The organism is Pseudorhizobium halotolerans, from assembly GCF_902153235.2.
GTDB classification, from domain to species: Bacteria; Pseudomonadota; Alphaproteobacteria; order Rhizobiales; family Rhizobiaceae; genus Neorhizobium; species Neorhizobium flavum.
Genome location: NZ_CABFWE030000005.1, coordinates 1,332,089 through 1,354,726, shown reverse-complemented (window position 1 = coordinate 1,354,726; position 22,638 = coordinate 1,332,089). Strand labels below are relative to the sequence as shown.

25 protein-coding genes are annotated in these 22,638 nt (G+C 63.7%); 14 read left to right on the top strand and 11 right to left on the bottom strand.

What is annotated here, in order from left to right:
• The 5 genes from FN060_RS11605 to FN060_RS11585 all read left to right on the top strand — a co-directional run bounded on the left by FN060_RS11605 (window position 1) and on the right by FN060_RS11585 (window position 2,546).
• Window positions 1–495, top strand: a complete 495-nt coding sequence (locus FN060_RS11605; RefSeq protein ID WP_142588160.1) for an ureidoglycolate lyase — start codon at window positions 1–3, stop codon at window positions 493–495.
• Window positions 492–848, top strand: coding sequence for a hydroxyisourate hydrolase (gene uraH / locus FN060_RS11600; protein WP_077546850.1), 357 nt, complete (start codon window positions 492–494; stop codon window positions 846–848). Before FN060_RS11605 ends, uraH begins: the two co-directional genes overlap by 4 nt.
• A gap of 76 nt (window positions 849–924) precedes the next feature.
• Window positions 925–1,719 (top strand): thermonuclease family protein, encoded by a 795-nt coding sequence (locus FN060_RS11595; protein ID WP_142588159.1) that lies wholly within the window; start codon window positions 925–927, stop codon window positions 1,717–1,719.
• Between the two features lie 123 nt (window positions 1,720–1,842).
• Window positions 1,843–2,241, top strand: coding sequence for a DUF1622 domain-containing protein (locus FN060_RS11590; RefSeq protein ID WP_142588158.1), 399 nt, complete (start codon window positions 1,843–1,845; stop codon window positions 2,239–2,241).
• A gap of 125 nt (window positions 2,242–2,366) precedes the next feature.
• Window positions 2,367–2,546 (top strand): DUF3606 domain-containing protein, encoded by a 180-nt coding sequence (locus tag FN060_RS11585; protein ID WP_142588157.1) that lies wholly within the window; start codon window positions 2,367–2,369, stop codon window positions 2,544–2,546.
• A 34-nt stretch (window positions 2,547–2,580) separates the two neighbouring features.
• Here FN060_RS11585 and FN060_RS11580 read toward each other — a convergent pair whose 3' ends face one another.
• Window positions 2,581–3,726 (bottom strand): alpha-hydroxy acid oxidase, encoded by a 1,146-nt coding sequence (locus FN060_RS11580; protein ID WP_142588156.1) that lies wholly within the window; start codon window positions 3,724–3,726, stop codon window positions 2,581–2,583.
• Between the two features lie 203 nt (window positions 3,727–3,929).
• On the opposite strand from FN060_RS11580, the gene FN060_RS11575 reads away from it, so the two are divergent.
• Window positions 3,930–4,541, top strand: coding sequence for an RNA polymerase sigma factor (locus FN060_RS11575; protein ID WP_244665754.1), 612 nt, complete (start codon window positions 3,930–3,932; stop codon window positions 4,539–4,541).
• Window positions 4,516–5,124, top strand: a complete 609-nt coding sequence (locus FN060_RS11570; protein WP_244665753.1) for a hypothetical protein — start codon at window positions 4,516–4,518, stop codon at window positions 5,122–5,124. Before FN060_RS11575 ends, FN060_RS11570 begins: the two co-directional genes overlap by 26 nt.
• 194 nt (window positions 5,125–5,318) lie before the next feature.
• Here the strand turns inward: FN060_RS11570 and guaD are convergent, their stop codons facing one another.
• Entirely contained in the window at window positions 5,319–6,644 is a 1,326-nt protein-coding gene (gene guaD / locus FN060_RS11565; protein WP_142588155.1) for a guanine deaminase, read from the bottom strand.
• Window positions 6,641–7,870, bottom strand: a complete 1,230-nt coding sequence (gene puuD, locus FN060_RS11560) for a urate hydroxylase PuuD (protein ID WP_142588154.1) — start codon at window positions 7,868–7,870, stop codon at window positions 6,641–6,643. Before puuD ends, guaD begins: the two co-directional genes overlap by 4 nt.
• Before the next feature lie 267 nt (window positions 7,871–8,137).
• On the opposite strand from puuD, the gene FN060_RS11555 reads away from it, so the two are divergent.
• Window positions 8,138–8,476, top strand: a complete 339-nt coding sequence (locus FN060_RS11555) for a hypothetical protein (protein ID WP_142588153.1) — start codon at window positions 8,138–8,140, stop codon at window positions 8,474–8,476.
• Between the two features lie 9 nt (window positions 8,477–8,485).
• Here FN060_RS11555 and FN060_RS11550 read toward each other — a convergent pair whose 3' ends face one another.
• The 3 genes from FN060_RS11550 to xdhC all read right to left on the bottom strand — a co-directional run bounded on the left by FN060_RS11550 (window position 8,486) and on the right by xdhC (window position 10,532).
• Window positions 8,486–9,382, bottom strand: a complete 897-nt coding sequence (locus FN060_RS11550) for a LysR substrate-binding domain-containing protein (protein WP_183949618.1) — start codon at window positions 9,380–9,382, stop codon at window positions 8,486–8,488.
• Window positions 9,383–9,504: 122 nt separating this feature from the next.
• Window positions 9,505–9,666 (bottom strand): hypothetical protein, encoded by a 162-nt coding sequence (locus tag FN060_RS11545; protein WP_183949619.1) that lies wholly within the window; start codon window positions 9,664–9,666, stop codon window positions 9,505–9,507.
• A gap of 44 nt (window positions 9,667–9,710) precedes the next feature.
• Window positions 9,711–10,532: a xanthine dehydrogenase accessory protein XdhC gene (xdhC, locus tag FN060_RS11540; RefSeq protein ID WP_142588151.1), complete on the bottom strand. Its 822-nt coding sequence runs from the start codon at window positions 10,530–10,532 to the stop codon at window positions 9,711–9,713.
• Window positions 10,533–10,702: 170 nt separating this feature from the next.
• On the opposite strand from xdhC, the gene FN060_RS11535 reads away from it, so the two are divergent.
• The 3 genes from FN060_RS11535 (at window position 10,703) to FN060_RS11525 (ending at window position 13,946) form a co-directional block, all read left to right on the top strand.
• Window positions 10,703–11,650 carry a GGDEF domain-containing protein gene (locus FN060_RS11535; RefSeq protein ID WP_142588150.1) on the top strand — a complete coding sequence of 316 codons (948 nt, stop codon included), beginning with the start codon at window positions 10,703–10,705 and terminating at the stop codon, window positions 11,648–11,650.
• A gap of 65 nt (window positions 11,651–11,715) precedes the next feature.
• Window positions 11,716–12,639, top strand: a complete 924-nt coding sequence (locus FN060_RS11530) for a hypothetical protein (RefSeq protein WP_142588149.1) — start codon at window positions 11,716–11,718, stop codon at window positions 12,637–12,639.
• 140 nt (window positions 12,640–12,779) lie between these two features.
• Complete coding sequence (locus FN060_RS11525; RefSeq protein ID WP_244665752.1) at window positions 12,780–13,946, top strand: GAF domain-containing sensor histidine kinase; 1,167 nt, start codon at window positions 12,780–12,782, stop codon at window positions 13,944–13,946.
• A 9-nt stretch (window positions 13,947–13,955) separates the two neighbouring features.
• Here the strand turns inward: FN060_RS11525 and FN060_RS11520 are convergent, their stop codons facing one another.
• Genes FN060_RS11520 through FN060_RS11505 form a run of 4 tightly spaced genes read right to left on the bottom strand, consistent with a single transcriptional unit; the run spans window position 13,956 to window position 19,068 of the window.
• Window positions 13,956–14,468 carry a GNAT family N-acetyltransferase gene (locus FN060_RS11520; protein WP_425312155.1) on the bottom strand — a complete coding sequence of 171 codons (513 nt, stop codon included), beginning with the start codon at window positions 14,466–14,468 and terminating at the stop codon, window positions 13,956–13,958.
• Window positions 14,468–16,804, bottom strand: a complete 2,337-nt coding sequence (gene xdhB, locus FN060_RS11515) for a xanthine dehydrogenase molybdopterin binding subunit (protein WP_142588147.1) — start codon at window positions 16,802–16,804, stop codon at window positions 14,468–14,470. The genes FN060_RS11520 and xdhB overlap by 1 nt, the downstream gene beginning before the upstream one ends.
• Before the next feature lies 1 nt (window position 16,805).
• Window positions 16,806–18,278 (bottom strand): xanthine dehydrogenase small subunit, encoded by a 1,473-nt coding sequence (gene xdhA / locus FN060_RS11510; RefSeq protein ID WP_142588146.1) that lies wholly within the window; start codon window positions 18,276–18,278, stop codon window positions 16,806–16,808.
• A 13-nt stretch (window positions 18,279–18,291) separates the two neighbouring features.
• Window positions 18,292–19,068 (bottom strand): 3-hydroxybutyrate dehydrogenase, encoded by a 777-nt coding sequence (locus tag FN060_RS11505; RefSeq protein WP_142588145.1) that lies wholly within the window; start codon window positions 19,066–19,068, stop codon window positions 18,292–18,294.
• A 158-nt stretch (window positions 19,069–19,226) separates the two neighbouring features.
• Between FN060_RS11505 and FN060_RS11500 the strand changes: the two genes are divergently transcribed.
• On the top strand, window positions 19,227–19,766 hold the full coding sequence (locus FN060_RS11500) for a DUF2380 domain-containing protein (RefSeq protein ID WP_142588144.1): 540 nt from the start codon (window positions 19,227–19,229) through the stop codon (window positions 19,764–19,766).
• Between the two features lie 9 nt (window positions 19,767–19,775).
• On the opposite strand, the gene FN060_RS11495 is transcribed toward FN060_RS11500, so the two are convergent.
• Complete coding sequence (locus FN060_RS11495) at window positions 19,776–20,174, bottom strand: RidA family protein (protein WP_142588143.1); 399 nt, start codon at window positions 20,172–20,174, stop codon at window positions 19,776–19,778.
• A gap of 152 nt (window positions 20,175–20,326) precedes the next feature.
• Here FN060_RS11495 and FN060_RS11490 point away from each other — a divergent pair, with 152 nt between their 5' ends.
• Both FN060_RS11490 and FN060_RS11485 read left to right on the top strand, forming a co-directional pair.
• A complete protein-coding gene (locus FN060_RS11490; protein ID WP_142588142.1) occupies window positions 20,327–20,920 on the top strand; it encodes a TetR/AcrR family transcriptional regulator in 594 nt (197 codons plus the stop codon).
• Between the two features lie 222 nt (window positions 20,921–21,142).
• Window positions 21,143–22,612, top strand: a complete 1,470-nt coding sequence (locus FN060_RS11485; protein WP_142588141.1) for an aldehyde dehydrogenase — start codon at window positions 21,143–21,145, stop codon at window positions 22,610–22,612.
• Window positions 22,613–22,638 lie beyond the last annotated feature (26 nt).

Sequence of the window (22,638 nt, the reverse complement as noted above, 5' to 3'; positions counted from 1 at the left end):
ATGCCGCAGCATCTCCCGATCCAACCGCTTACCAAAATCGCCTTCGCCCCTTTCGGTGATGTCATCGAGGCCGATCCTGCCACCGTCCGCCTCATCAACAATGGCACAACGGAGCGCTTTCACCGCCTCGGCACAGTCGAGACGGAAGGCGAGGGCGCCATCATCAGTCTGTTCCGTGGCCAGCCGCGGCAGTTCCCCTATGCAATCGACATGATGGAGCGGCATCCGTTCGGGAGCCAGAGCTTCACGGCTCTCTCCGGGCGCCCCTTTCTCGTGGCGGTGGCGGAGGATGTCGGGAGCCGCCCTGGCGAACCTAAGATATTCCTCGCCCGCGGCGACCAAGGGGTCAACTACCGCCGCAATGTTTGGCACCATCCCCTGATGGTGATCGGATCGCCCAGCGATTTCCTGGTCGTCGACCGCGACCGACCGGAAAACAATCTCGAGGAATTCTTCTACGATACGCCTTACTTGATCTCGGAGCCAATCCCATGACCGGCCTTACCACCCATGTCCTCGACACTGCCCGCGGCGTTCCAGCCAAGGGTCTTAAGATCGATCTCTATCGTGTTTCGGGGGACGTCCGCGAGAAGGTGAAGAGCGTCAGCACCAATGCCGACGGCCGCGTCGACGACGGCCCGATCCTGGCCGACGAGACGTTCAAGGCGGGGGAATACGAACTCGTCTTCCATGCCGGCGACTATCTGCGCATGACGGGCCACTCCCTGCCGGAGCCTGCTTTCCTGGACGTGATCCCGATCCGCTTCGGCATCGCCGATACGACGGCGCACTACCACGTGCCGCTGCTGCTTTCGCCCTTCGGCTATTCCACCTACCGGGGGAGTTGAGTCTCTTCCAGTGGCGGCGGAAACCTTTCGGAAACCATAGACGAGGATACTGCGCCGGAATCGATGAGAGGTTCTGATGGCCAGTTCCAGACGAAAGCCGCAGCGCAGAAGCGGCGGCAGGAAGAAGCGTACCGCAAGCGGCCGCGGCGGGTCCACATGGCTTTGGGGTGGAGCGCTGATCGCGCTCGTCGGAGGGATCGCCGCTTACGACAACTCTGCTGATCTGAGGCGCTTTGCAAGCAACCTGACGGGCGGCGTGGAGCAGAAGGTTGCAGCCCGACCATCGCCGCTGAAGGCGCAGCAGAAGCCGGCGTCGAAGGACGCCGCCACTGTTCGGCCGGTTGCACCCGTTCCACCGCGCGACCTAGCCTCGAAGGAAGAGAAGCGGCAGGGTGCGCCCCGGCGCCAGGATGCGCTGCAGACGGCAGCCATCACCCCACCGGCGCCGATCGGTCGTCCGGCTCCGCTACGTCCGGTGCCCGCTGCCATCAAGCCCGATGCGCCTTCCGCCGCTCTCGGCCGCCACCAGACCAAGTTCTACCTTTGCGGCACCGCCAAGCAGGATGACTGCGTCATCGCTGGCGACAGCTTCATGTTCCATGGCGAGAAGATCCGCCTTGCGGGGATAGAGGTGCCCGATATCGACAAGCCCCGCTGCGAGGCGGAGCGGATCAAGGCGAGCGATGCTGAACTGCGGGTTCGCGCCTTCCTCGACTCCGGTCCCTTCGAACTGGTCACTGCCGGAGCCGATGATGCCGATAGCAAGGGCCGCAAGGTACGCGCCGTGATGCGCAATGGTGTGTCGCTCTCCGACGTGCTGGTGCGCGAGGGGTTGGCCCGGAAACCCGGTGCGCCCGGCGGCTGGTGCTAGCGACATTCGTGTGCTTTGCTTCGCGGCGGGCGTGATTCAGGCGGAGCGGGAGCCAGGCCTGTTGTGGCTGTCCTGCAGTTTCGCAGTACGGTAGCGGTTCAACCGCCGTGAAAGGGCTGCTCCATGGATGCCGCATTTGGTCAGTTGCTGCATGTTACCACCCGCGCCATCGAGGTCGCAGGCGTGGCGGTGATCGTCATCGGAATGTTCTTCGCGGCCTTCAACTTCCTCAGGGAGAGGTCGCGCGAGGGTGCCTATCATGAGCTGCGCGCCACACTCGGCAGAGCCATCCTGCTGGGCCTGGAGCTTCTCGTGGCGGCGGACATCATCAACACCGTGGCCATCGAGCCGACTCTCGACAGCCTCGCAGTGCTGGCGGGCATCGTGCTGATCAGGACCTTCCTGAGCTTCTCCCTTGAGGTGGAGATCGAAGGAAAATGGCCGTGGCAGCAAGCCAGGCCCACATCCGGTCACTCTTCGGAAAACAGCGCGCGCACCGAGCTTGTCGATCGTCCGCACTGAGACCTTCCGGGCAACCTCCACCGACCCCCGCCAGACTGGTCTTTCCCCTGCTGATCCCGGTACTTCAGGAACCTTTTGATTCCTCATGGATTCTGCAGGCAATGCAGTCTCAGGAGGAACGCGAGATGAGCCAGACAAACCGTGGACGTGCACAGGACCGGGCCCGGGTCGCCGCCGGCCAGGATCATGAACTGCGCTACGAAGCCGACAAGGAAGGCGTGTCGAAAGCCGACGTCAAGGACGCCGTGCATGAGGTGGGCAACAGCCGAACCAAGGTGGAGCAGAAGCTGGAAGAAGGCCGCTGAGGCAGCCCTCTCTCATCATGCGGTTCTGGCGTCGTCAGAACCGCGTCTCGGCGATCACGCTGCGGTCCACCGTCTGGATATCCCGCTTGCCGCAGAGCGCCATGGTGACATCCATCTCCTTGCGGATGATCTCAAGCGCCGTCGTCACGCCCGCCTTGCCCATGGCCCCTAGGCCATAGAGATAGGGGCGGCCGATATAGGTGCCGCGGGCGCCGAGCGCCACCGCCTTCAGGACGTCCTGGCCGGAACGGATGCCGCCATCGACATGCACCTCGATCTTGTCGCCGACAGCGTCTACGATGCGCGGCAGCATGCTGATCGATGACAGCGCACCGTCCAGCTGCCGGCCGCCGTGATTGGAGACGACGATCGCGTCCGCGCCGCTCTCGGCCGCCGCCCGCGCATCCTCCTCGTCGAGGATGCCTTTCAGGATTAGCTTGCCGCCCCAACGCTCCTTGATCCACGCCACGTCCTTCCAGGACAGCTGGGGATCGAACTGTTCCGCCGTCCAGGACGAGAGCGAGGAGAGGTCGGAGACGTTCTTGGCGTGCCCGACAATATTGCCGAAGCCGCGGCGCTTGGTGCGCAGCATGTCCATGCACCAGAAGGGCTTGGTGGCCAGCTGGATGCCATGATGGACGGTCCACTTCGGCGGTGCGGAGAGACCGTTGCGCAGGTCCTTGTGGCGCTGGCCGAGAATCTGCAGGTCGAGCGTCAGCATCAGCGCCGAGCAGTTCGCGGCCTTGGCGCGGTCGATCAGGTTGTTGATGAAGTCGCGGTCCTTCATCACGTAGAGCTGGAACCAGAAGGGCTTGGAGGTGACGGAGGCCACGTCCTCGATCGAGCAGATCGACATGGTCGAAAGCGTGAACGGCACGCCGAATTCTTCCGCCGCCTTGGCAGCCAGCATCTCCCCGTCGGCATGCTGCATGCCGCACAGCCCGGTTGGCGCGAGTGCCACGGGCATGGAAGCGTCCTGGCCGACCATGGTCGTTGCCAGCGACCTGTTTGTCATATCCACCAGCACTCGCTGGCGAAGCTTCACCTTCGAGAAGTCTTCCTCGTTGGCACGGTAGGTGCCTTCCGTCCAGGAGCCGCTGTCGGCATAGTCGAAGAACATCTTCGGTACCCGGCGCCGCGCGCGCGTCTTCAGGTCGGCAATGGTCAGCGGCTTGGGCATGGTCGGTCACTCTCCCGGGGCATGGACGTTTTGCCAGCTAACACGAGTCATTCCGGGGCGTCAGCAAAAAAGACGCGCCAGAGACCGCAGAATGGCCAGTGTATGCAGTGTCCGTCCCGGTCGCGGCACCGGCGGTCGCCGGATGGCCGGATTTTCCATGTAAGAAATCTGCGGAAGCGGCGACTGATGAAAGCATGATCCCGATGCGTAGACCGATGCCGGCCGAATTCGACGCCATCCGCGACAGTGCGGACGACCGCTATGCGGTCGCCGTCGAACTGCTGGGGCCCGCGATGGCACGCCTTGCGGCCTCCGTCGAGGGGAATCCGGCGGAGCGGCAGGATCTGCTGCAGGCGATCCATGTGGAGCTTTGGCGAAGCCTCGCCCGCTTCGATGGGCGCTGTTCCCTGAAGACCTGGGTCTACAGGGTGGCCCACAATGTCGCTGCCGATCATGTCTCCCGCGCCGTCCGCCGGCAGGCGGCCACCGTCAGCCTTGAGGATGCCGATCCTCGTCGGGCCGGCGCCAGGCCGTCGCATGAAGCCGAAGTGTCCGATCGGCTCGTGCTGGAGAGGGTGCAGGATCTTCTTCGGGACCTTGGCGCTCTCGATCGCCAGGTCATGCTTCTCTACCTGGAGGACGAGAGTGCTGCGACGATCGCGAAGGTGTCCGGGCTGTCGCCCGGAGCGGTCGCGAGCGTATCCACCGCCTCAAGCGGCTTCTGGCCGAAAGGTTCGATGCGGGAGGCGACACATGAACAGGATCAAGAACCTCTGGAAGGAGCAGGCCATGACGACCCATTCCTTTTCCCTTGAAGACATCCGGTCGCGGCAGGCCGAGCTGGACCGACTGATCTACCGGCGCAACCGGATGGAGTACCTGACGGGTGGACTGGCGGCCGCGTTTCTGCTGGTGATCGGGCTCATCGCCCTGTCGGGTGCCGATACCGCCGCCGATCTGGCGCGGGCGGCGGGATTCCTTCTGCTGACGGCCGGCCTCGGCATTGCCGGAATCCGGCTGTTCCGCGGCAGCCGTCCGGGGTCGGACGGGGATCTTGCCGCCACCGGGCGCGAGCATCTGCTGTCAAGGCGGGAGCGGGAGCGCCGGCTCCTGGCTTCCGCATGGCTCTGGTATGTGCTGCCGCTGGTGCCAGGCTTCGTCCTCGTCTACCTCGGCACGTGGATGGCCGATCCCGCCCGGCCGGCCTTCCCGCTCGTCGCCGGCGCCGCAACCTTCGTGTTCCTGGTCGGGGTGGGACTGGTCAACCGGGCGGCAGCCCGCAGGCTGTTGCGGGAACGCGAGGAGATGATGAACGAACTGGACGACCAGGCGCTCGTGGATATCGCCAGGGCGCGGGCGGTGGAGAAGGGCGTCCGGATCGATCTCGACGACTGCTAGGCGGCAGCCTTTGCCGGGCGGATGGGCTGGATCATGGCTTTAGCCGGAATGTCAAGGGAGAGAGGATGTTTGCGCTTTGGGATGTCCGCGACCCGCCTGCTCACCTGATGCATCGAGCCCAGCGCTGCACTCAAGGCCGCGCTGCCTCTCTGGCCCTTCGAGCTTTCCACAAATGATCTCGATGTACGGCGGGATCACGCTCCCAAATTGGGTTCAAGCCCCTGCTTCATCGCCTTGCCCGCGACATAGGTCTCCGCCACCGCCCGGTCGTCCCCCATGGTCTGCAGCAGGAAAAGCTCCTCCGGCAGGGTGGTGACCGTCTCCAGCCTCAGCGCCATGGCCGGCGTCGCGGCTGCGTTGAGCACCACGAGGTCGGCGTCCGTTCCGACGTCCAGCGTACCGATCCTGTCGACGAGTGACAGCGCCTCGGCATTGCCGCGCGTCATCAGGTGGAAGCTGTCCAGCGGGTTCAGCCGCTGCCCAAGGACCTGCTGGATCTTGTAGGCCTCGTCCAGCGTGCGCAGCATGGAATAGCTCGAGCCGCCGCCGATATCGGTTGCCACCGCCACCCGCACCGGCTTGTTGCGCCGGCGGATGGCGTTCAGTGGGAAGAGGCCCGAGCCGATGAAGAGGTTGGAGGTCGGGCAGTGGACGGCGACCGATCCCGTCTCGCTCAGGACGTCCGCTTCTCGGTCGGAGAGGTGGATGGCGTGGCCGAGCAGGGTCTTTTCGCCCAGCAGCCCGTAGCCGGCGTAGATATCGGTGTAGTCCTTGGCCTGCGGATAGAGTTCGCAAGTGTAACGGATCTCGTCGAGGTTCTCGGAGAGATGCGTCTGGATGTGGAGGTCCGGAAATTCTTGTGCCAGCGCCTGAGCGGCCTGCATCTGCTCCGGCGTGGAGGTGATGGCGAAGCGCGGCGTGATCGCGACGTGGTTGCGCCCCTTGCCATGCCATTCACCGATCACCGCGCGCGTCTCGTCATAGCTCATCTGCGGCGTGTCGAGCAGCCCCTGCGGGGCGTTGCGGTCCATCATCACCTTGCCGCCGACCATGCACATGCCGCGCTTCATCGCCTCGGCGAAATAGGCGTCGGCAGAGGCCTTGTGGACCGAACAATAGGCCGCAGCCGTCGTCGTGCCGTGGCGGATCATCTCGTCGTAGAAGCGGGTGGCGATGCGCGCTGCATGATCGCTTTCGACGAAGCGGCATTCCTCATGGAAGGTATAGGTGTTGAGCCATTCCAGAAGGCTGCCGGCATAGGAGGCGATCACCTGCATCTGCGGAAAGTGCAGATGCGTGTCGATCAATCCGGGCAGGATGAGGTGCGGCCGGTGGTCGATCTGATGTATGTCCTCGGCCGCCTGCGCCTTGATCTCCGCATAATCTCCGATGGCGGCGATGATGCCGTCCTCGATCAGCAGCCCGCCGTCGTGTTCGTACGCGTAGCTGTCCGCATCTGTGAGGCTCTGCGGCGCGCGCTTGAAGGAGAGCAGTCGGCCGCGGATCAGGGTCTTCGTCATTCGGAAACTGTGCTTTCATACCAGGCGGCGAGCAACTGGCGCTCCCCGGCCGAAATCTCTGTGATGTTGCCGGGCGGCATGGCGTGGCTCCGGCCGGCCTGGATGTATATTTCGCGGGCGTGTGCGGCAATCTCCCGGTCGGTCTCCAGCTTCACGGCTTTCGGCGGGAAGTTCACGCCGTCCCAGACGGGTTCAGCCGCGTGGCACATGGAACAGCGGGACAGCACAACGTCCCGGGCGGCATCGAAATGGGCGTTCGAGGCGAATTTCTGCTGCACCGGGGAAAGGGCTGCATCCTCGGTTCCGCCGGTCAGCATCTTCGGCACGGTCGAAAGCCACATGATGGCGATGAAGATGAGCAGCGTCACCAGCCAGGTCCAGGTCGGCTTGCCCTTCCTTGCATGGGTCGTGTTGAACCAGTGCCGAATCGTCACCCCCATCAGGAAGACCAGCGCCGCGATGATCCAGTTGAACTCCGTCGCAAACGCCAGCGGATAGTGGTTCGACAGCATGAAGAAGATGACGGGAAGCGTCAGGTAGTTGTTGTGCAACGAGCGCTGCTTGGCGATGACGCCGTATTTCGGGTCCGGCGTCCGTCCGGCGATCAGGTCGGCCACAACGATCTTCTGGTTCGGGATGATGATGAAGAAGACGTTCGCCGACATGATGGTGGCGGTGAAGGCGCCGAGATGGAGGAAGGCGGCGCGGCCGGTAAAGACTTGGGTATAGCCCCAGGCCATGGCGACGAGTACCGCGTAGAGGATCGCCATCAGGCCCCAAGTATTCCGGCCGACAGGCGACTTGCAGAGCTGGTCATAGATGATCCAGCCGACCGCCAGTGAAGCGACGGAAATGCCGATCGCCTGCCACTGGGAAAGCTCCATCACATGGCTGTCGATCAGGAAGAGGTCGGCCCCGGCATAGTAGACGATCGCCAGCATCAGGAAGCCGGAAAGCCACGTCATGTAGCTTTCCCACTTGAACCACGTTAGGTGCTCCGGCATCTGCGCCGGCGCCACCAGGTATTTCTGGATGTGGTAGAAGCCGCCGCCATGCACCTGCCACTCCTCGCCATAGGCGCCGACCGGCAGATGCGGCCGCTTCACCAGGCCGAGATCGAGCGCGATGAAGTAGAAGGACGAACCGATCCAGGCGATGGCGGTGATCACGTGCAGCCAGCGTGCGGCAAACGACAGCCATTCCCAGGCCACGGCATATTCATACATTCGGCAATCCTCTGGAACCCCTGTTCTCCGACTCGCCACATTGCGAAAAAACAGCGGGTGAGGGAAGGGGCGAGGCAGAGGGATAAAATCTCGTGGCCGGAACTTCCTCCGCGACCTCCGGTTAGCGCGAGCACGCTGCGCTGGAAGATTCGCGGCGCGCGGACCCGGCGCGACAGACGCCCGGTCACAACCAGTGCATGCCAGCCGGTGACAAGGGTAGGTAGGGGCTCGCCGGCTGTTGATCATTCGTCAACGGAGAATGAGCAGATGCGCAACCTACCACTGACCCTGCTTGTGGTCTTCCTCTTGTCCGCCCCGGCCGTTGCCCACGATGCCCATACGGGCTGGGATTATGACAAGTTCTGCTGCAATGGCGACAACCACAGCGGTGACTGCCAGATGATCTCGACGAAAAACGTTCGGATCATCAATGGCGGCTATCAGATCTCGCTCGGTCCGGGCGACCACAGGCTGGTGACCCGCCCGCACAATTTCAGCCTCCGACAGGACGAGGCGCGGCGGTCGCAGGACGAGGAATACCACATCTGCCTCTACCCGACGGAGGATACGCTGCGTTGCTTCTATGCGCCGGACATGACGTTCTGAGACAACGCTCTACGTCTGGAAATCCGGCATCATCTTGCGCATGAACTCGCGGAAGGCGCGGATCTTGCGGGAATTGCGGCGTGACTCCGGGTAGACGAGCCAGTAGTCGGAGCCATCGCTGGCGAGCAGGTCGAACGGTTGATAAAGCCGTCCGAGGGCAACGTCGTCGCCATAGAATTCCGGCCTTAGGATCGCCACACCCTGTCCCGCAATCGCTGCGGCTGCATGAAAGTACTGTGCACCGTACTGCGTCGCGGGAAAGCGCGAGAAGTCGGCGTCCTTCAGCCCGACCCGGGAAAACCACAGCGGCCACCACTCGTCCTGCGGGTCGATGATAGGGAGTTTCAGCAGGTCCGCGGGCTCATGCACACCGCCGATGGTTGCCGCCAGCGTTGGGCTCAGCATCGGCGTGAAGTGACTCTTCATCAGGAAGTGTGACTTCAGCCCCGGCCAGACGCCCTTGCCGGAGCGGATCGCCACGTCTCCCTCCGTGCGCGCGAAGTCGATAACGGACTGTGAGGTTTCCAGCCGAACGGCGATCCCCGGGTTTTCGACTTGGAATGTGCCCAGGTGATGGGCGAGCCAATGGGAAGCAAAAGTTGCGGTCGTGTGGATTGTCAGCGTCGCTTCCGATTGATCGCGGATGCCGCCCAAGGCTTCTGCCAGCATGTCGAAGGCTTCACCAACTTTCGGGGCCAGTCGCTCGCCCACCTCGGTCAGCGCCACCTGTCGCGGGCGTCGCAGGAAGAGAGGTTCCCCCAGCGTGTCTTCCAGCAGCTTGATCTGGTAGCTGACCGCCGTCTGAGTCATCCCGAGTTCCTCGCCGGCCCGCGTGAAGCTCTTCAGGCGCGCGGTTGCCTCGAAGACGCGCAGGGCATTGAGCGGAAACTGTCTCGATAGCTTCATGGATAAGTTCTCTTGATCCATCCAGACGATTGTTCGATTGGATCATGGCTGCAAGGAGGCTCATTCTAAACCCACCAGACGAACCAATGGAAGTGGGGGTTTCGATGTCTTTCGCCCTGAATTCAAGCTGTGATGAACATTGCCCGCCAGAAAGCGGCCGTCTCCTGTCGAACATATGGAACCGCTTTTCCTTGCGACGCCGAAGCATCAGCCAGATTGATGTCGGCGACCTGCAGGAGGATGTTCTGCGCGACATAGGGCTGCGGGACGGAAAGGCCGCTCATCGGCACGTCTGCGGCGGTTCTGCCTGGCGGGACGCGATGCTCAGCTATCCGCCACGCAGCCTCTGAGCGGTTGCCGAGGACAGGACCGTCAACAGTTCCGCGGCAACCATGGCGGCGATCACTTCCGGGCGCTTGTCCTTAACGGCGCTTCCGCCGATCGGCAGCACCAGCCGTTCCGCCATCTCCGCTGCCATGCCTTCGCGCCGGGCCCAGCTGGCAAATGTGGCCCGCTTCGTCGCCGATCCGATCATCCCGACATAGGCGAGATCGGTACGGGCGAGTGCCTGGCGGGCGATCAGGAAATCCAGCGCATGGTCGTGGGTGAGGATGACCGCGGCGCCGCCTGCGGGAATATCTGCCACCAGCGATTCCGGCATGGCCACATACCGCCCGGTTACCTCAGGAGGTAACCCCTCGAGGGTTTCAGAACGCGTCTCCACAACCGTGACCGAGAGCGGCAACGGAGCAAGGGCACGGGCCAGCGCCAAACCGACATGGCCGGCACCGAACAGGAAAACCCCAGGGTTCGTCCGCGCGTCCCTGTCCAGCCGATCCGCAAGTTCGGCTGCCAGTGCAGCTGTTATCGGCCTGAACAGCAGCCGCGTGCGACCGCCGCAACATTGCCCGATCTCGGGACCGAGCGGGATGTCCATGCACGGCTGACCGCCCCCCTTCAGCATGGTGCGGGCATTGTCGATCGCCATGAACTCGAACTGCCCGCCTCCTATTGTCCCCCAGATCGCATTTTCCGCCACCAGCATGAATGCGCCCTGCTCGCGGGGGGTGGAGCCCCTTGCCTCGGCGATCTCGACAAGGGTGGAGCTGGGATGCGCGGCAATGAAGGCGGGGAGGGCGAGATCAGGCATGGCGAGCGACGATATCACGAGGCAGGACGCGATGCACCGCGCCGCGGAGGATTTCTCACGAAAGCCATGGCGGATTCATCATGAATTTACAGTTGCTTGAATAACTATGCGTTTCTCCGGACAGGGCATGCTGGATCAAGCGCCTACAACGATACAACGCACTCAATCCAATGGCTCCGATTGCTTCACTCTTGCCCGTGTCGCAGGATATCTACCGCAAGATAGTCTTCGAGATCGACGATGGCGTTATCGGCATCGATAAAACGGGGATCATTCGCCTCTGCAATCCGTCGGCGGAGCGCATCTTCGGTTGGGAGCCCGGAGGTCTTCTCGAAAAGCACCTCAATGTCATGCTTCCCGAGCATCTCCACGCCTTTCACGCGAGGCTTGTCTCCGGTTTCTTTTCCGGGGTCGATGAGGCGCGCTACATGGGCGCCAGGACTGCGGAGATCGTCGGGCGGCGCGCCGATGGTTCTGACATTCACTTGGGCATCACGATCCTCAAGACATCGACCGCTTCAGTGCCGATGATGATCGCCGTCATCCGGGATATCTCCGAGCGCATTTCCTATCAGCGGGAGTTGCTGCGACTGGCGCAGACGGACCCGCTCACGGGCCTTCTCAACCGGCGGGCCTTTTATGAAAGTTTCGCCGCACGGATGGCCCTTGGCGAGCCCGCGATATCGTCGGTGGCGCTGCTGGACCTCGACGAGTTCAAGGCCCTGAATGACCGCTACGGCCACGACGCCGGTGACGAGACCATCATTCGTTTCGCGGATATCCTCCGGCAGACTATCCGTAGCGCGGATCTGGCAGCGCGCTGGGGTGGAGAGGAATTCATCCTCTTCCTCCCCGATACCTCGTCGCAATCCGCCGTGGCCGTGGTCGAGCGGGTGCGGGCGGCCTTTGCCGACGCTGTCTTCGACTGGCGGCGGGGCGGCTCCGGCAGCCTGACGGTTAGCGCCGGCATCGTCACCGACCGGATCGGCAAGGGCGGGCTGGATGCGGCCGTCGCGCGCGCCGATATCGCGCTCTATGACGCCAAGAGGGGCGGGCGGAACAGGATCGTTCGCATTCGCGACCCGCAGGATACCGTGGCAATGTCTGCCGATCACTGAACCGTTCTTGTCCCGTCACGTCGATGCTGTGCTAGGCTTGGCACGACCAACCGGACGGACATCCCATGACCAGACGCGCGCATTCCCTTGCATGGCTGCTTGTCGCTCTCCTTGCAGCCGCGATGTTCCTTGTCAATCCTCTGGCCGAGACGGCGGCCGGCTTCAGCCGTGAGGTGACGCTCGGCAGCGGCGCGCTCTATGGCACGCTGCGCATCGCCAATTCGCTGATGAGCGTGGCCAAGGATGCCGACGTTACGGGCGGGGTCGGCGTGGCCTCCGTCACCGCAAGCCCCGGCCAGCTGCTGCAGCCCGTGACCAACACGATCGACCGCATGGCCGATCTTCTCTTCTACCTCGCCATCGCGTCGGGCGTGCTGTCGCTGGTGCTGGTTCCGGTCGCCAAGGTCGCTTCGGCGGTGCTGGCGGTCGGTGCCGGCCTCATCGCCATTCTGCTCTTTACGGCGCGGCCGGTTCCATCGGTGCTGGACCGTCTTTCGCGCTCCGCCGCGGCGATCGGTCTCCTCGGCGCCGTTCTGCTGCCGGCCTCCTATTCGCTCGCCTTCCATGCCGGCAATGCCATCACCGAGGAGGCTTGGTCGGAGGCGAGCGCGATCTTCCAGCGCATGGACGCACAATACGAGGCCACGGCGGTGGAGAGCCAGGTGGAAGCGTTGCGCGAGGGATTGCCGGCAGAAGGGGCCGCTCCTCCACCTGTCGAGGACGAAGGACTTCTCGACCGCCTCGGCTCCGCCGTCGATGCCTCGCGCTCGGCCCTTTCCGGTACGCTCGACGCCGCCTCGGGGCTTGCCCAGTCGGTAACGGGCGGCGTTACCGCCAATGCCCGGGTCATCACCGACGGTCTGGCGCTATCAGCAGACCTCTTCACCGCCTCGATCGGCATCGCCGTGGCCTATCTGGTGAAACTCCTCGTCCTGCCCATGCTGATCCTCGGGGCGCTGATCTATCTGATGCGGGCCCTCGTCCGCTGAAGGCGCCGGGCTTGGATTTCTCATCGGGTGCTCTAGGTTTGCTGCGTGGTAACGGTTGCGCCGGTAGGCGTATTGGGCTGTCTGCGAGATAAAAAATTCCGCTTCTTATGGCACACGACATTCAGAATGACATTGACACGATGCAGGGTATCGCAGCGATCCCTGCCATCCTGGAAATGGTTTGCCGGACCACCGGAATGGGGTTTGCCGCCGTCGCGCGCGTGACCGAGGAGCGCTGGGTAGCCTGCCAGGTGCTGGACAATATCGGCTTCGGCCTTCCCGCCGGCGGCGAGCTGGATGTCCAGACGACGCTCTGCCATGAGGTGCGCCAGCTTCGCGAGGTGATCGTCATCGACAATGTGGCGGAAGACCCCGTCTATTGTCAGCACCACACCCCTCGGCTCTACGGCCTGCAAAGCTACATTTCCGTCCCGGTCATCCTGCCCGACGGCCGTTTCTTCGGCACGTTGTGTGCGATTGACGCCAAGCCGGCAAAACTCAGCGACCCGCAGACGGTGACCATGTTCAAGCTGTTCACCGACCTCATCGGCTTCCAGTTCGATGCGGCCGAGAAGCTGAATTCAACCCGTGCCAGCCTGATCGATGCAAAGACGGCCTCGGAACTGCGTGAGCAGTTCATCGCCGTGCTTGGCCATGATCTGCGCAACCCCGTGGCGTCGATCACCGGGGGAATCAGCATTCTCTCGCGGGAGCCGCAGAGCGACAAGTCCACGCGGGTGCTGAGCATGATGCGCGGCAGCGTGCTGCGCATGTCGGCCCTGATCGACAACGTGATGGATTTCGCACGCGGACGTCTCGGGGGCGGTATCGCACTGCAGAGAGAGCAGGAGACGTCACTACAGCCAACGCTGGAGCAGGTCGTCTCGGAAATACTCTCGGGGCATCCCGAGCGCAGGATCGAGGCGAACTTTCAGCTGTCCGGGGTGGTTCCAGTCGACCACCAGCGGATCGCACAGATGTTGTCCAACCTCCTCGGCAATGCCGTGACCCATGGCTCCCCCGGTCACCCGATCCGCGTAGATGCAGCGATCGTCGATGGCGAGTTGCGCCTGTCGGTCGCCAATTCCGGTTCTCCAATCCCCGAGCAATCCTTGCAGAAGCTGTTCCAGCCGTTCAAGCGCGGCGAGGGCAGTTCCAGCCTGCAGGGTCTCGGGCTTGGCCTCTACATTGCTTCGCAGATCGCCGAAGCGCATGCCGGGCAACTGGACGTGCATTCCGACGAAACGGAGACGAGGTTCACGTTCCGGATGCCGGTAGAGCCGCAGCACGGTCAGGCGGCAGGGTAACGAAAAGCTCTACGGCGTTTTGACGTCGAATGCAGGCGAAAAGGCAAGACGGCCGTTGGGCTCTTCGGCGGAGAATGCGATCCACTGGACATATTTCCTGTCGACACCCTCGTAGACGAGGGCGCCGTCGCTCGTGAAGCCGGAACTGCGATACACGTCCGGATCGCCAACCAAGGCGCATCCCTTCGCACTTCGTTCCTTCAGCCGGTCGAGCCCTTCACGGATCAGCAGCTTGCCGATGCCACGCTTTTGCAGTTCCGGCAGTACGGAGATGGGGCCGAGCCCGAACCAGCCGCTAGAGACGTCGCCGACCCTGACGGGAGAGAAGGCGACGTGGCCGACGACCCGGCCGTCCTGTTCGGCGACCAGCGACAAGGCAAGATTGCCGGAGCCGCGCAGCGCCCGGATGATGGCCGGTTCGGTGCCGCTGCTGTATGGCATGGTCTCGAAAGCCTGCGCCGTCAGGTCATGGATGGCCTCCTCGTCGCCCGGCCGCTCCGGGCGAATGTGCAACTCCGACATCAAAGCACCTTCAGCCGTTCCACCGCCATCAGCACCCGTTCCGGCGTTGCCGGAGCATCCAGGCGCGGGCATTCGCGGTAGTCGGCAATGCTGGCGACAGCCATGGAGATCGCCTCCAGCACCGAGATCGCCAGCATGAAGGGCGGTTCTCCGACGGCCTTGGACCGGCCGATGGTCGGTTCGGCATTCTCGGACCATTCCGCGAGCTTCACGTTGAAGACCTTCGGTCGGTCGGAGGCGAGCGGAATCTTGTAGGTGGAGGGTGCATGGGTGCGGAGCCGGCCCTTGTCGTCCCACCACAGTTCCTCGGTCGTCAGCCAGCCCATGCCCTGCACGAAGCCGCCCTCGATCTGTCCGATGTCGATCGCCGGATTGAGCGACCTGCCGACGTCGTGGAGGATATCGGTGCGATCCACCATGTATTCGCCGGTCAGGGTGTCGATCGAGACTTCCGAACAGGCGGCGCCATAGGCGTAGTAGTAGAAGGGCCGGCCGCGGCCCGCTTCGCGATCCCAGTGGATCTTCGGGGTCTTGTAGAAGCCGGCGGCGGAGAGTTGGACCCGGTCGTAATAGGCGGCGCGTACCAGCGTGTCGAAAGGCACCACTTCCGTCCCCACGCGGACCCGGTTAGGCAGAAACTCGACCTCCTCCCGCGCTACCTCGAACTGGCGCATGGCAAAGTCGATCAGCCGTTCCTTGATCTGGCGCGCGGCATCATAGGCGGCCATGCCGTTGAGATCCGAGCCGGAGGAGGCCGCCGTTGCCGAAGTGTTCGGCACCTTGGCGGTCGTCGTCGCGGTGATCTTCACCCGCTCGATGTCGACGTTGAAGGTATCGGCCACCACCTGCGCCACCTTGACGTAGAGGCCCTGGCCCATCTCGGTGCCGCCGTGGTTCAGGTGGATCGAACCGTCCTGGTAGATATGCACCAGCGCGCCGGCCTGGTTGTAAGCGGTCATCGTGAAGGAGATGCCGAACTTCACCGGGGTCAGCGCAATGCCCTTGCGGATGACGGGACTGTTCCCGTTGAACTGAATAATCGCCTGGCGCCGCGCCTGGTAATCGGAGGAGCGCTCCAGTACCTCCACCACGCGGGCAATGACATTGTCCTCGACCTCCTGGTGGTAGGGCGTCAGTGTGCGCCCGGATCCCGGCTGGCCGTAGAAGTTCAGCTTGCGGATCTCCAGCGGGTCCTTGCCGACAGTATAGGCGATCTCCTCGATGATGCGCTCGGCGCCGAGCATGCCCTGCGGCCCGCCGAAGCCGCGGAAGGCGGTATTCGAGACGGTATGGGTCTTCAGCGGCTGCGAGGTGAGGTTCACATGCGGATAGAAGTAACTTGAATCGGCATGGAAGAGTGCGCGGTCGGTCACCGGGCCGGACAGGTCCGCGCACCAGCCGCAGCGGGCGGCATAGTTGGCATTTACTGCGTGGATGCGGCCCTCGTCGTCGAAGGCGACGTCGTAGTCGACGCGGAAATCGTGGCGCTTGCCGGTGACGGCCATGTCCTCGTCGCGGTCCGGCCGGAATTTTACCGCGCGGCCGAGTTTCTTGGCGGCCACCGCCGCAAGGCAGGCGAAGTGGTTACCCTGTGTTTCCTTGCCGCCGAAGCCGCCGCCCATGCGCCGCGTGTTGATCGTCACGGCATGGTTCGGGATGCCCAGCACATGCGCCACCATGTGCTGCACCTCGCTCGGATGCTGGGTGGAGGACCAGACGGTGACGTCGTCGTCCTCGCCGGGAATGGCCATGGCGATCTGGCCTTCCAGGTAGAAGTGCTCCTGGCCGCCAATCTCCATCCGGCCCTGCAGGCGGCGTGGCGCCTTGCCGATCTCCGCCTCCGGCTCGCCGCGCTGCAGCGTCATCGGCTTGACGACCAGAGGTGCGCCGTTGGTAACCGCGCCTTCGATATCGGTCCAGTGCGGCAGGTCGCGATATTCGATTTTCGCCAGCCGTGCGGCCCGACGGGCCTGGTCGCGCGTCTCAGCGATCACCGCGAAGATCGGCTGGCCGTGGAACTCCACCTTGTTCGTTGCCAGCAGCGGCTCGTCGTGCTGGCCGGTGGAGCCGACGTCGTTGAAGCCCGGAATGTCGTCGGCCGTCATCACCCAGAGGACGCCCGGTGCCGCCTTCACCGCATCGAGGTTGACCGACAGGATCTCCGCATGGGCCCGGTCCGCCATGCCGAGTGCTGCGTGCAGCGTATCTGCAGGCTCGCGAATATCGTCGATATATTCGGCGGTTCCAGTCACATGCTTATGCGCCGAATCATGCCGGAGCGACGCGTGCATGGGGCCGTTGATGGTGTTCTTCGTTTCGAAGGTCGTCTTGTCCATCTTACGCCTCCTCCAGTTCGTGCCGCTGAAGCTCGGTCGGCGCGCCGGCGGTTTCCAGGAAGAAGCGGGTCAGCAGGTTCTTGGCCGTCAGCGAACGGTACTCGGCCGTCGCCCGCCAGTCGGAGAGCGGCTGGTAGTCCTGGTCGAAAAGTTCGCGAACGGCGGAAACCGTCGCCCAGTTCCAGTCCTGCCCGGTCAGGGCCTCTTCCACATGGCGCGCCCGCTTCGGCGTCGCCGCCATGCCGCCGAAGGCGATGCGGGCGCTTGCCACGCGACCTTCCATATCGAGCTCGACGTGGAAGGCGCCGCACAGGGCGGAAATGTCCTCGTCGCGCCGCTTGGAGATCTTGTAGACGGCAAAATAGGCGTCTTCCCGCGGGCGCGGCACGAAGACCTTCTCGACGAACTCGCCGGCCATGCGATCCTGCCTGCCGTAGGCGAGGAAGTAATCCTCCAGCGGCATGGTCCGCTTGCCGCTGTGGGAGCGCAGGGTGAGTTCAGCGCCGAGCGCAATCAGGGGAGGCGGCGTGTCGCCGATCGGCGAGCCGTTGGCGATATTGCCGCCGATCGTGCCCATGTTGCGCACCTGGCCGCCGCCGATCCGGTCGATCAGCCGTGCCATCTGAGGGATTTCTTCGGACAATACCTCGAAGGCCTGCGTATAGGTGACGCCGGCGCCGATGGTAATGCCCTTCTCGTCCGCGCTGATCGACTGCAGTTCCGTCAGGTGATTGATGAAGACGACCGGGTCGAGCAGGCGCATCTGCTTCGTCACCCAGAGTCCGACATCGGTGGAGCCCGCGACGATCGTCGCCTTCGGCTCGTCGGCGATGAAATCCGCAAAGGCCTGGAGGTTTGCCGGGATGACGGATCGGGCCCCGTCCTTCTCGACGACGATGGTCTCAGGATGGGCGCGAATGTCCCAGAGCCTCGCGGAAATCTCCGTGCGGTCGCGCTCCAGCGGGTCGAAGAGGGAGCTTGGACGTTCCGCTGCCACCTGTTCGGCGGCCTTCACGATGGGCTCGTAGCCGGTGCAACGACAGAGGTTACCCTGCAGCGCACTCTCGATCTCGGCCCGCGATGGCGCGTCGTTGGAGAGCCACAGGCCATAGAGCGACATGACGAAACCCGGCGTGCAGAAGCCGCATTGCGATCCGTGCTGGTCCACCATCGCCTGCTGCACCGGATGGAGCGTGCCATCCTTGGCGGCCAGATGCTCCACCGTCACCACATGTGTTCCGTGCAGCGAGCCGAGGAAGCGGATGCAGGCGTTCACCGTCTCGTAGCGCAGGATACCGTCGATCAGCCGGCCCACGAGCACGGTGCAGGCGCCGCAATCGCCGTCGGCGCAGCCTTCCTTCGTGCCGGTCAGCCGGCGCCTCAGTCGCAGGTAGTCGAGAAGCGTCTCGGTCGGGCCGAAATCGCCCAGGGTCACGTCTTCGCCGTTGAGGATGAAGCGGATCGCATCCGTCATGCCATTGTTCTCTTTATTGGGCGGTCCAACCGCCATCGATCGAAATATGGGTGCCGGTGATCTGCCGTGCCGCGTCGCTCGCCAGGAAGACGGCCGTCGCGGCCACTTCCTCGATCGACACGAACTCCTTCGTCGCCTGCAGCCTCAGCATCACGTCCGTCTTAACCTGCTCTTCCGAAATGCCGCGCTCACGGGCCGTGTCCGGGATCTGCTTCTCGACCAGCGGCGTCAGCACGTAGCCAGGGCAGATCGCGTTGACCGTAATCCCGAATTCGGCAAGTTCCAAGGCAGCTGTCTTCGTAAGTCCTAAAATACCATGTTTTGCCGCGACATAGGCGGATTTGAAGGGCGAGGCTGTCAGCGCGTGGGCGGAGGCGACGTTGATGATCCGGCCCTTGCCCTTCTCCTTCATCAGCGGGATCGCCGCGCGCATGGTGTGGAAGGAGCTCGTGAGGTTGATGGCGATGATCTGGTCCCATTTTTCCGTCGGAAAGTCCTCGATCTTCGCCACATGCTGGATGCCGGCATTGTTGACGAGGACATCGACGGAACCGAATGTTTCCTTCGCCGTCCTGATCAGGTCGGCGATCTCGTCCGGTTGCGTCATGTCGGCAGCGTGGTAGATCACCCGGCCGCCGCCGAGCATTTCCATCTCGCGCCTGGCCGCCTCGATTTCGTCGGGCCTTCCGAAGCCGTTGATGACGACGTGACAGCCCTCGGCCGCAAAGGCCTTCGCGATACCGAGCCCGATCCCGCTGGTGGAACCGGTGACGACGACTGTTCTGGACATGCCCGACCTCCCAATCCGTGGCTGTTGTGCACTGCACTGATTTGGTGAGGTTATGCGCAAATGCCCGGCGCTGGCAATGAGGGTAGGCGCCTGCTGCGATTGTTGGCCTCAAAGCCGAGAAATGCTATCTTCCGCCAGGAGGAGAAGGAGATGCAGGCATGCGACAGGCATCGAATGCAGTATTCCACGGGCTTCCCACAATCTTCCGGTCGACGGTCGTCACCGCAATAGGAGTGGCTGTCACGGTAGCCATGCCCGTCTGGGCCGCAGAGCCCGTCACCGTTGCCACGGCAGGCTTTGACTTCATCGACACCTCGGGCGAAACGCGGGATCAGACCGCCGAGCACGAACAGCGCCTTCAGGCGCTGGACCGGACCATCCTCGACAGCCTTGCTGCGGAGAAGAACCTGAGGACGGTTCCGCTGGGTTGCGTAGACAAATGTACTGTCGGAAGCGCCGGCGTCGAAGCGCTCTCCAGGCAGGCGGTAGAGGCTAGGGCGAGCCATCTGCTCATCGGTCAGGTGCGCAAGATGAGCACCCTGGTCGGCGGCGTGAAGTTCGCGGTCATCGACCTCGATACCAACCGACCGACCTGCGACCGCTTTCTCAGCTACCGGGGCGATACGGACGAGGCATGGAGCCGCGCCGCGGCTTACGCGGCGCAGGATGTCGCAAGGCACTGCCTGCCGGGGCCCTGAGGCTGTCGATCAGGGCTGCTGAGGGATGCGGGCGATCACCTTGATCTCGAAGTCGAAACCGGCCAGCCAGTTGACGCCGACCGCCGTCCAGTTGGGGTAGGGGGCTGCGGGGAAGACCTCGTTCTTCACGGCCATGATCGTCTCGAACTGGTTTTCCGGATCGGTGTGGAAGCTCGTGACGTCGATGATGTCGTCGAAGCTGCAGCCGGCGGCCTCCAGGACCGCGGAAAGATTGGCAAAAGCGCGTTCGACTTGCGCCTTGAAGTCCGGCTCAGGGCTCCCGTCCTCGCGGCTGCCGACCTGGCCGGAGACGAACAGGAGGTCGCCGGAGCGAATGGCGGCGGAATAGCGGTGCGCATCATAGAGCGCGTGCCTGTCGGTCGGAAAGATTGCCTGGCGCTGGGTCATCCCCCGGCTCCTTTCTTGATGGTTGTTGAAAACGGCCGAGCGCGGCCTTCACTCCGGCCACGCACGCTGGTATACGGTTCGTATGTGAAATAGAAACATACGTGGCGTATGTCAACTCAAATACGTCTCGTATGTGAGATTGTAGGGCAGCCATGGCGAACAAGCGCGCGCAGACGATGGAGGAGAACCGTGCACGGCTGATCGCTGCTGCACGAAAAGCCTTCGCCGAGCAGGGCTATGCCGCCGCATCGATGGACGAGCTGACCGCGCAAGCGGGCCTCACGCGCGGGGCGCTCTATCACAATTTCGGTGATAAACGGGGACTGCTCGCCGCCGTCGTCAACCAGATCGACGCGGAGATGGCCGCGCGGGCGCAGGAGATTGCCGCAAAGGCAGGTAACGGCTGGGAGGCTTTGCTGGCGGAGGGCGCCGCCTATATCGAAATGGCGCTCGAGCCGGAAGTGCAGCGCATCGTGCTGCTGGACGGGCCTGCGGTTCTCGGAGACCCGTCGCGTTGGGACAGCCAGAACAAGTGCCTGGAGGTGACGATAAGCACCCTCGAGCGTCTGCTTGCCGAGGACGTGGTGAAGCCGGTGGATCCCGAAGCTGCGGCCCGGCTGATCAACGGGGCGGCGCTGAATGCCGCGCTCTGGGTCGCTGCGTCCGATGAACCGCGCGAAGTGCTTGCCAAGGCCATCGACGCGTTCCGTGCTCTGGCAACGGGCCTCCTTGCCAAGCCGGCCTGATCTCGCGCCGGCCGCCTGCATTCGTCCAGCTGTATACATTGTGGGCGCCAACCTGCGCCGTCACGCAAATATGAGATGCTTTTCCCATTGCGTGCCGGTGTGGCTAAGAGCAGGATGAATACACGCGGGAGGCGGAGAGGCTTCCCATTTACGGCTGTCGGGAAACGGGGAGGAGAAGTTTTTCGCGCCGGATTTTCACTGTCTGCCAGAGGAGGAGCACGCATGAATGTCATGGCCACGCCCGGGACGGCGTTTCGCGCCCCGGAGAAATTCTTCATCGGCGGCGAGTGGGTGGCCCCCCGCTCGTCGGCCACGCTCGACGTGGTCTCGCCGGTCACCGAGGAAACCATCCTGCGCTATCCCGAGGCCTCGGTGGAGGATGTCCATCTCGCGATCGCGGCCGCCCGCGAGGCGTTCGACAAAGGACCGTGGCCACGCATGTCGCCGCGTGAGCGGGCGGGCTATCTGCGAAAGGTGGCGGAGCACCTGAGGGGCCGGCTGGACGAGATCGCTCGTGCCTGGACGGTACAGGTCGGCGCGCCGATCATGATAACCTCCAAGCTGGTCGGCCAGAATGCTCAGCTTTTCGATTTCTACGCCGATCTCATCGACGGCAATGCCTATGCCTTCGAGGAGGAGCGCACGCGGCCTGGCGGAGGCAGGACCCGGATCGTCAAGGAGCCGGTCGGCGTCTGCGCGGCGATCACCCCCTGGAACGCGCCCATGGTGCTCCTGAGCTACAAGATCGCCGCGGGCCTCGCAGCCGGCTGCACGTTCGTCGCCAAGCCGTCCCCGGAAACGCCGCTCGAAGCCTATATCCTGGCGGAGGCGATCGAGGCCGCCGGGCTGCCGCCGGGCGTCTTCAACCTCGTCCCGGCAGGACGGGAGGTCGGCGACCATCTGATCCGTCATCCGGCCATCGACAAGGTGGCCTTCACGGGCTCGACGCCTGCGGGACGTCACATCGCCGCTGCCTGCGCCGAAAGACTGACCCGCGTCAGCCTCGAACTCGGTGGCAAGTCCGCCGCCATCCTGCTCGATGATGCCGATTTCACGGCGGCACTGCCGAGCCTGATGGTCTACACCATGCCGATCACCGGGCAGGTCTGCTTCGCGTTGACCCGCATCCTCGTGCCGGAAAGCCGGGCACAGGAATTCACCGACCTCTATGTCGGCGCCGTCGGCAATATCAAGGTGGGCGACCCGTCCGACCCGAGCGTGCACATGGGCCCGCTCGCGCTTGGCCGCCAGCTCGACCGGGTCATGGATTATATCGAGACCGGCCGCAAGGAAGGGGCGAAGCTCGCCTGCGGCGGCGGACGGCCGGAGGGGCTGGAGAAGGGCTATTTCGTCCAGCCGACGGTGTTTACCGACGTGACGCCGGAGATGACGATCGCCCAGGAGGAGATCTTCGGCCCTGTCGTCTCGATCATCACCTATGCGGACGAGGAGGATGCGATCGCCAAGGCGAACGACAGCATCTACGGGCTGAACGGTGCGATCTATTCGGCCGATCCGGAACGGGCCTACGGGGTGGCGCGGCGCATCCAGTCAGGGCATCTGTCGATCAACGGCAATATCGTTGATATCACCATGCCCTTCGGCGGCGTCAAGCAGTCCGGCCTTGGCCGCGAGGGCGGTATCGAAGGGCTGGACAATTATGTAGAAGTGAAGACCGTCAACTTTGCCTGACCAGACGGCTGCGCCCCGTTTAGCAC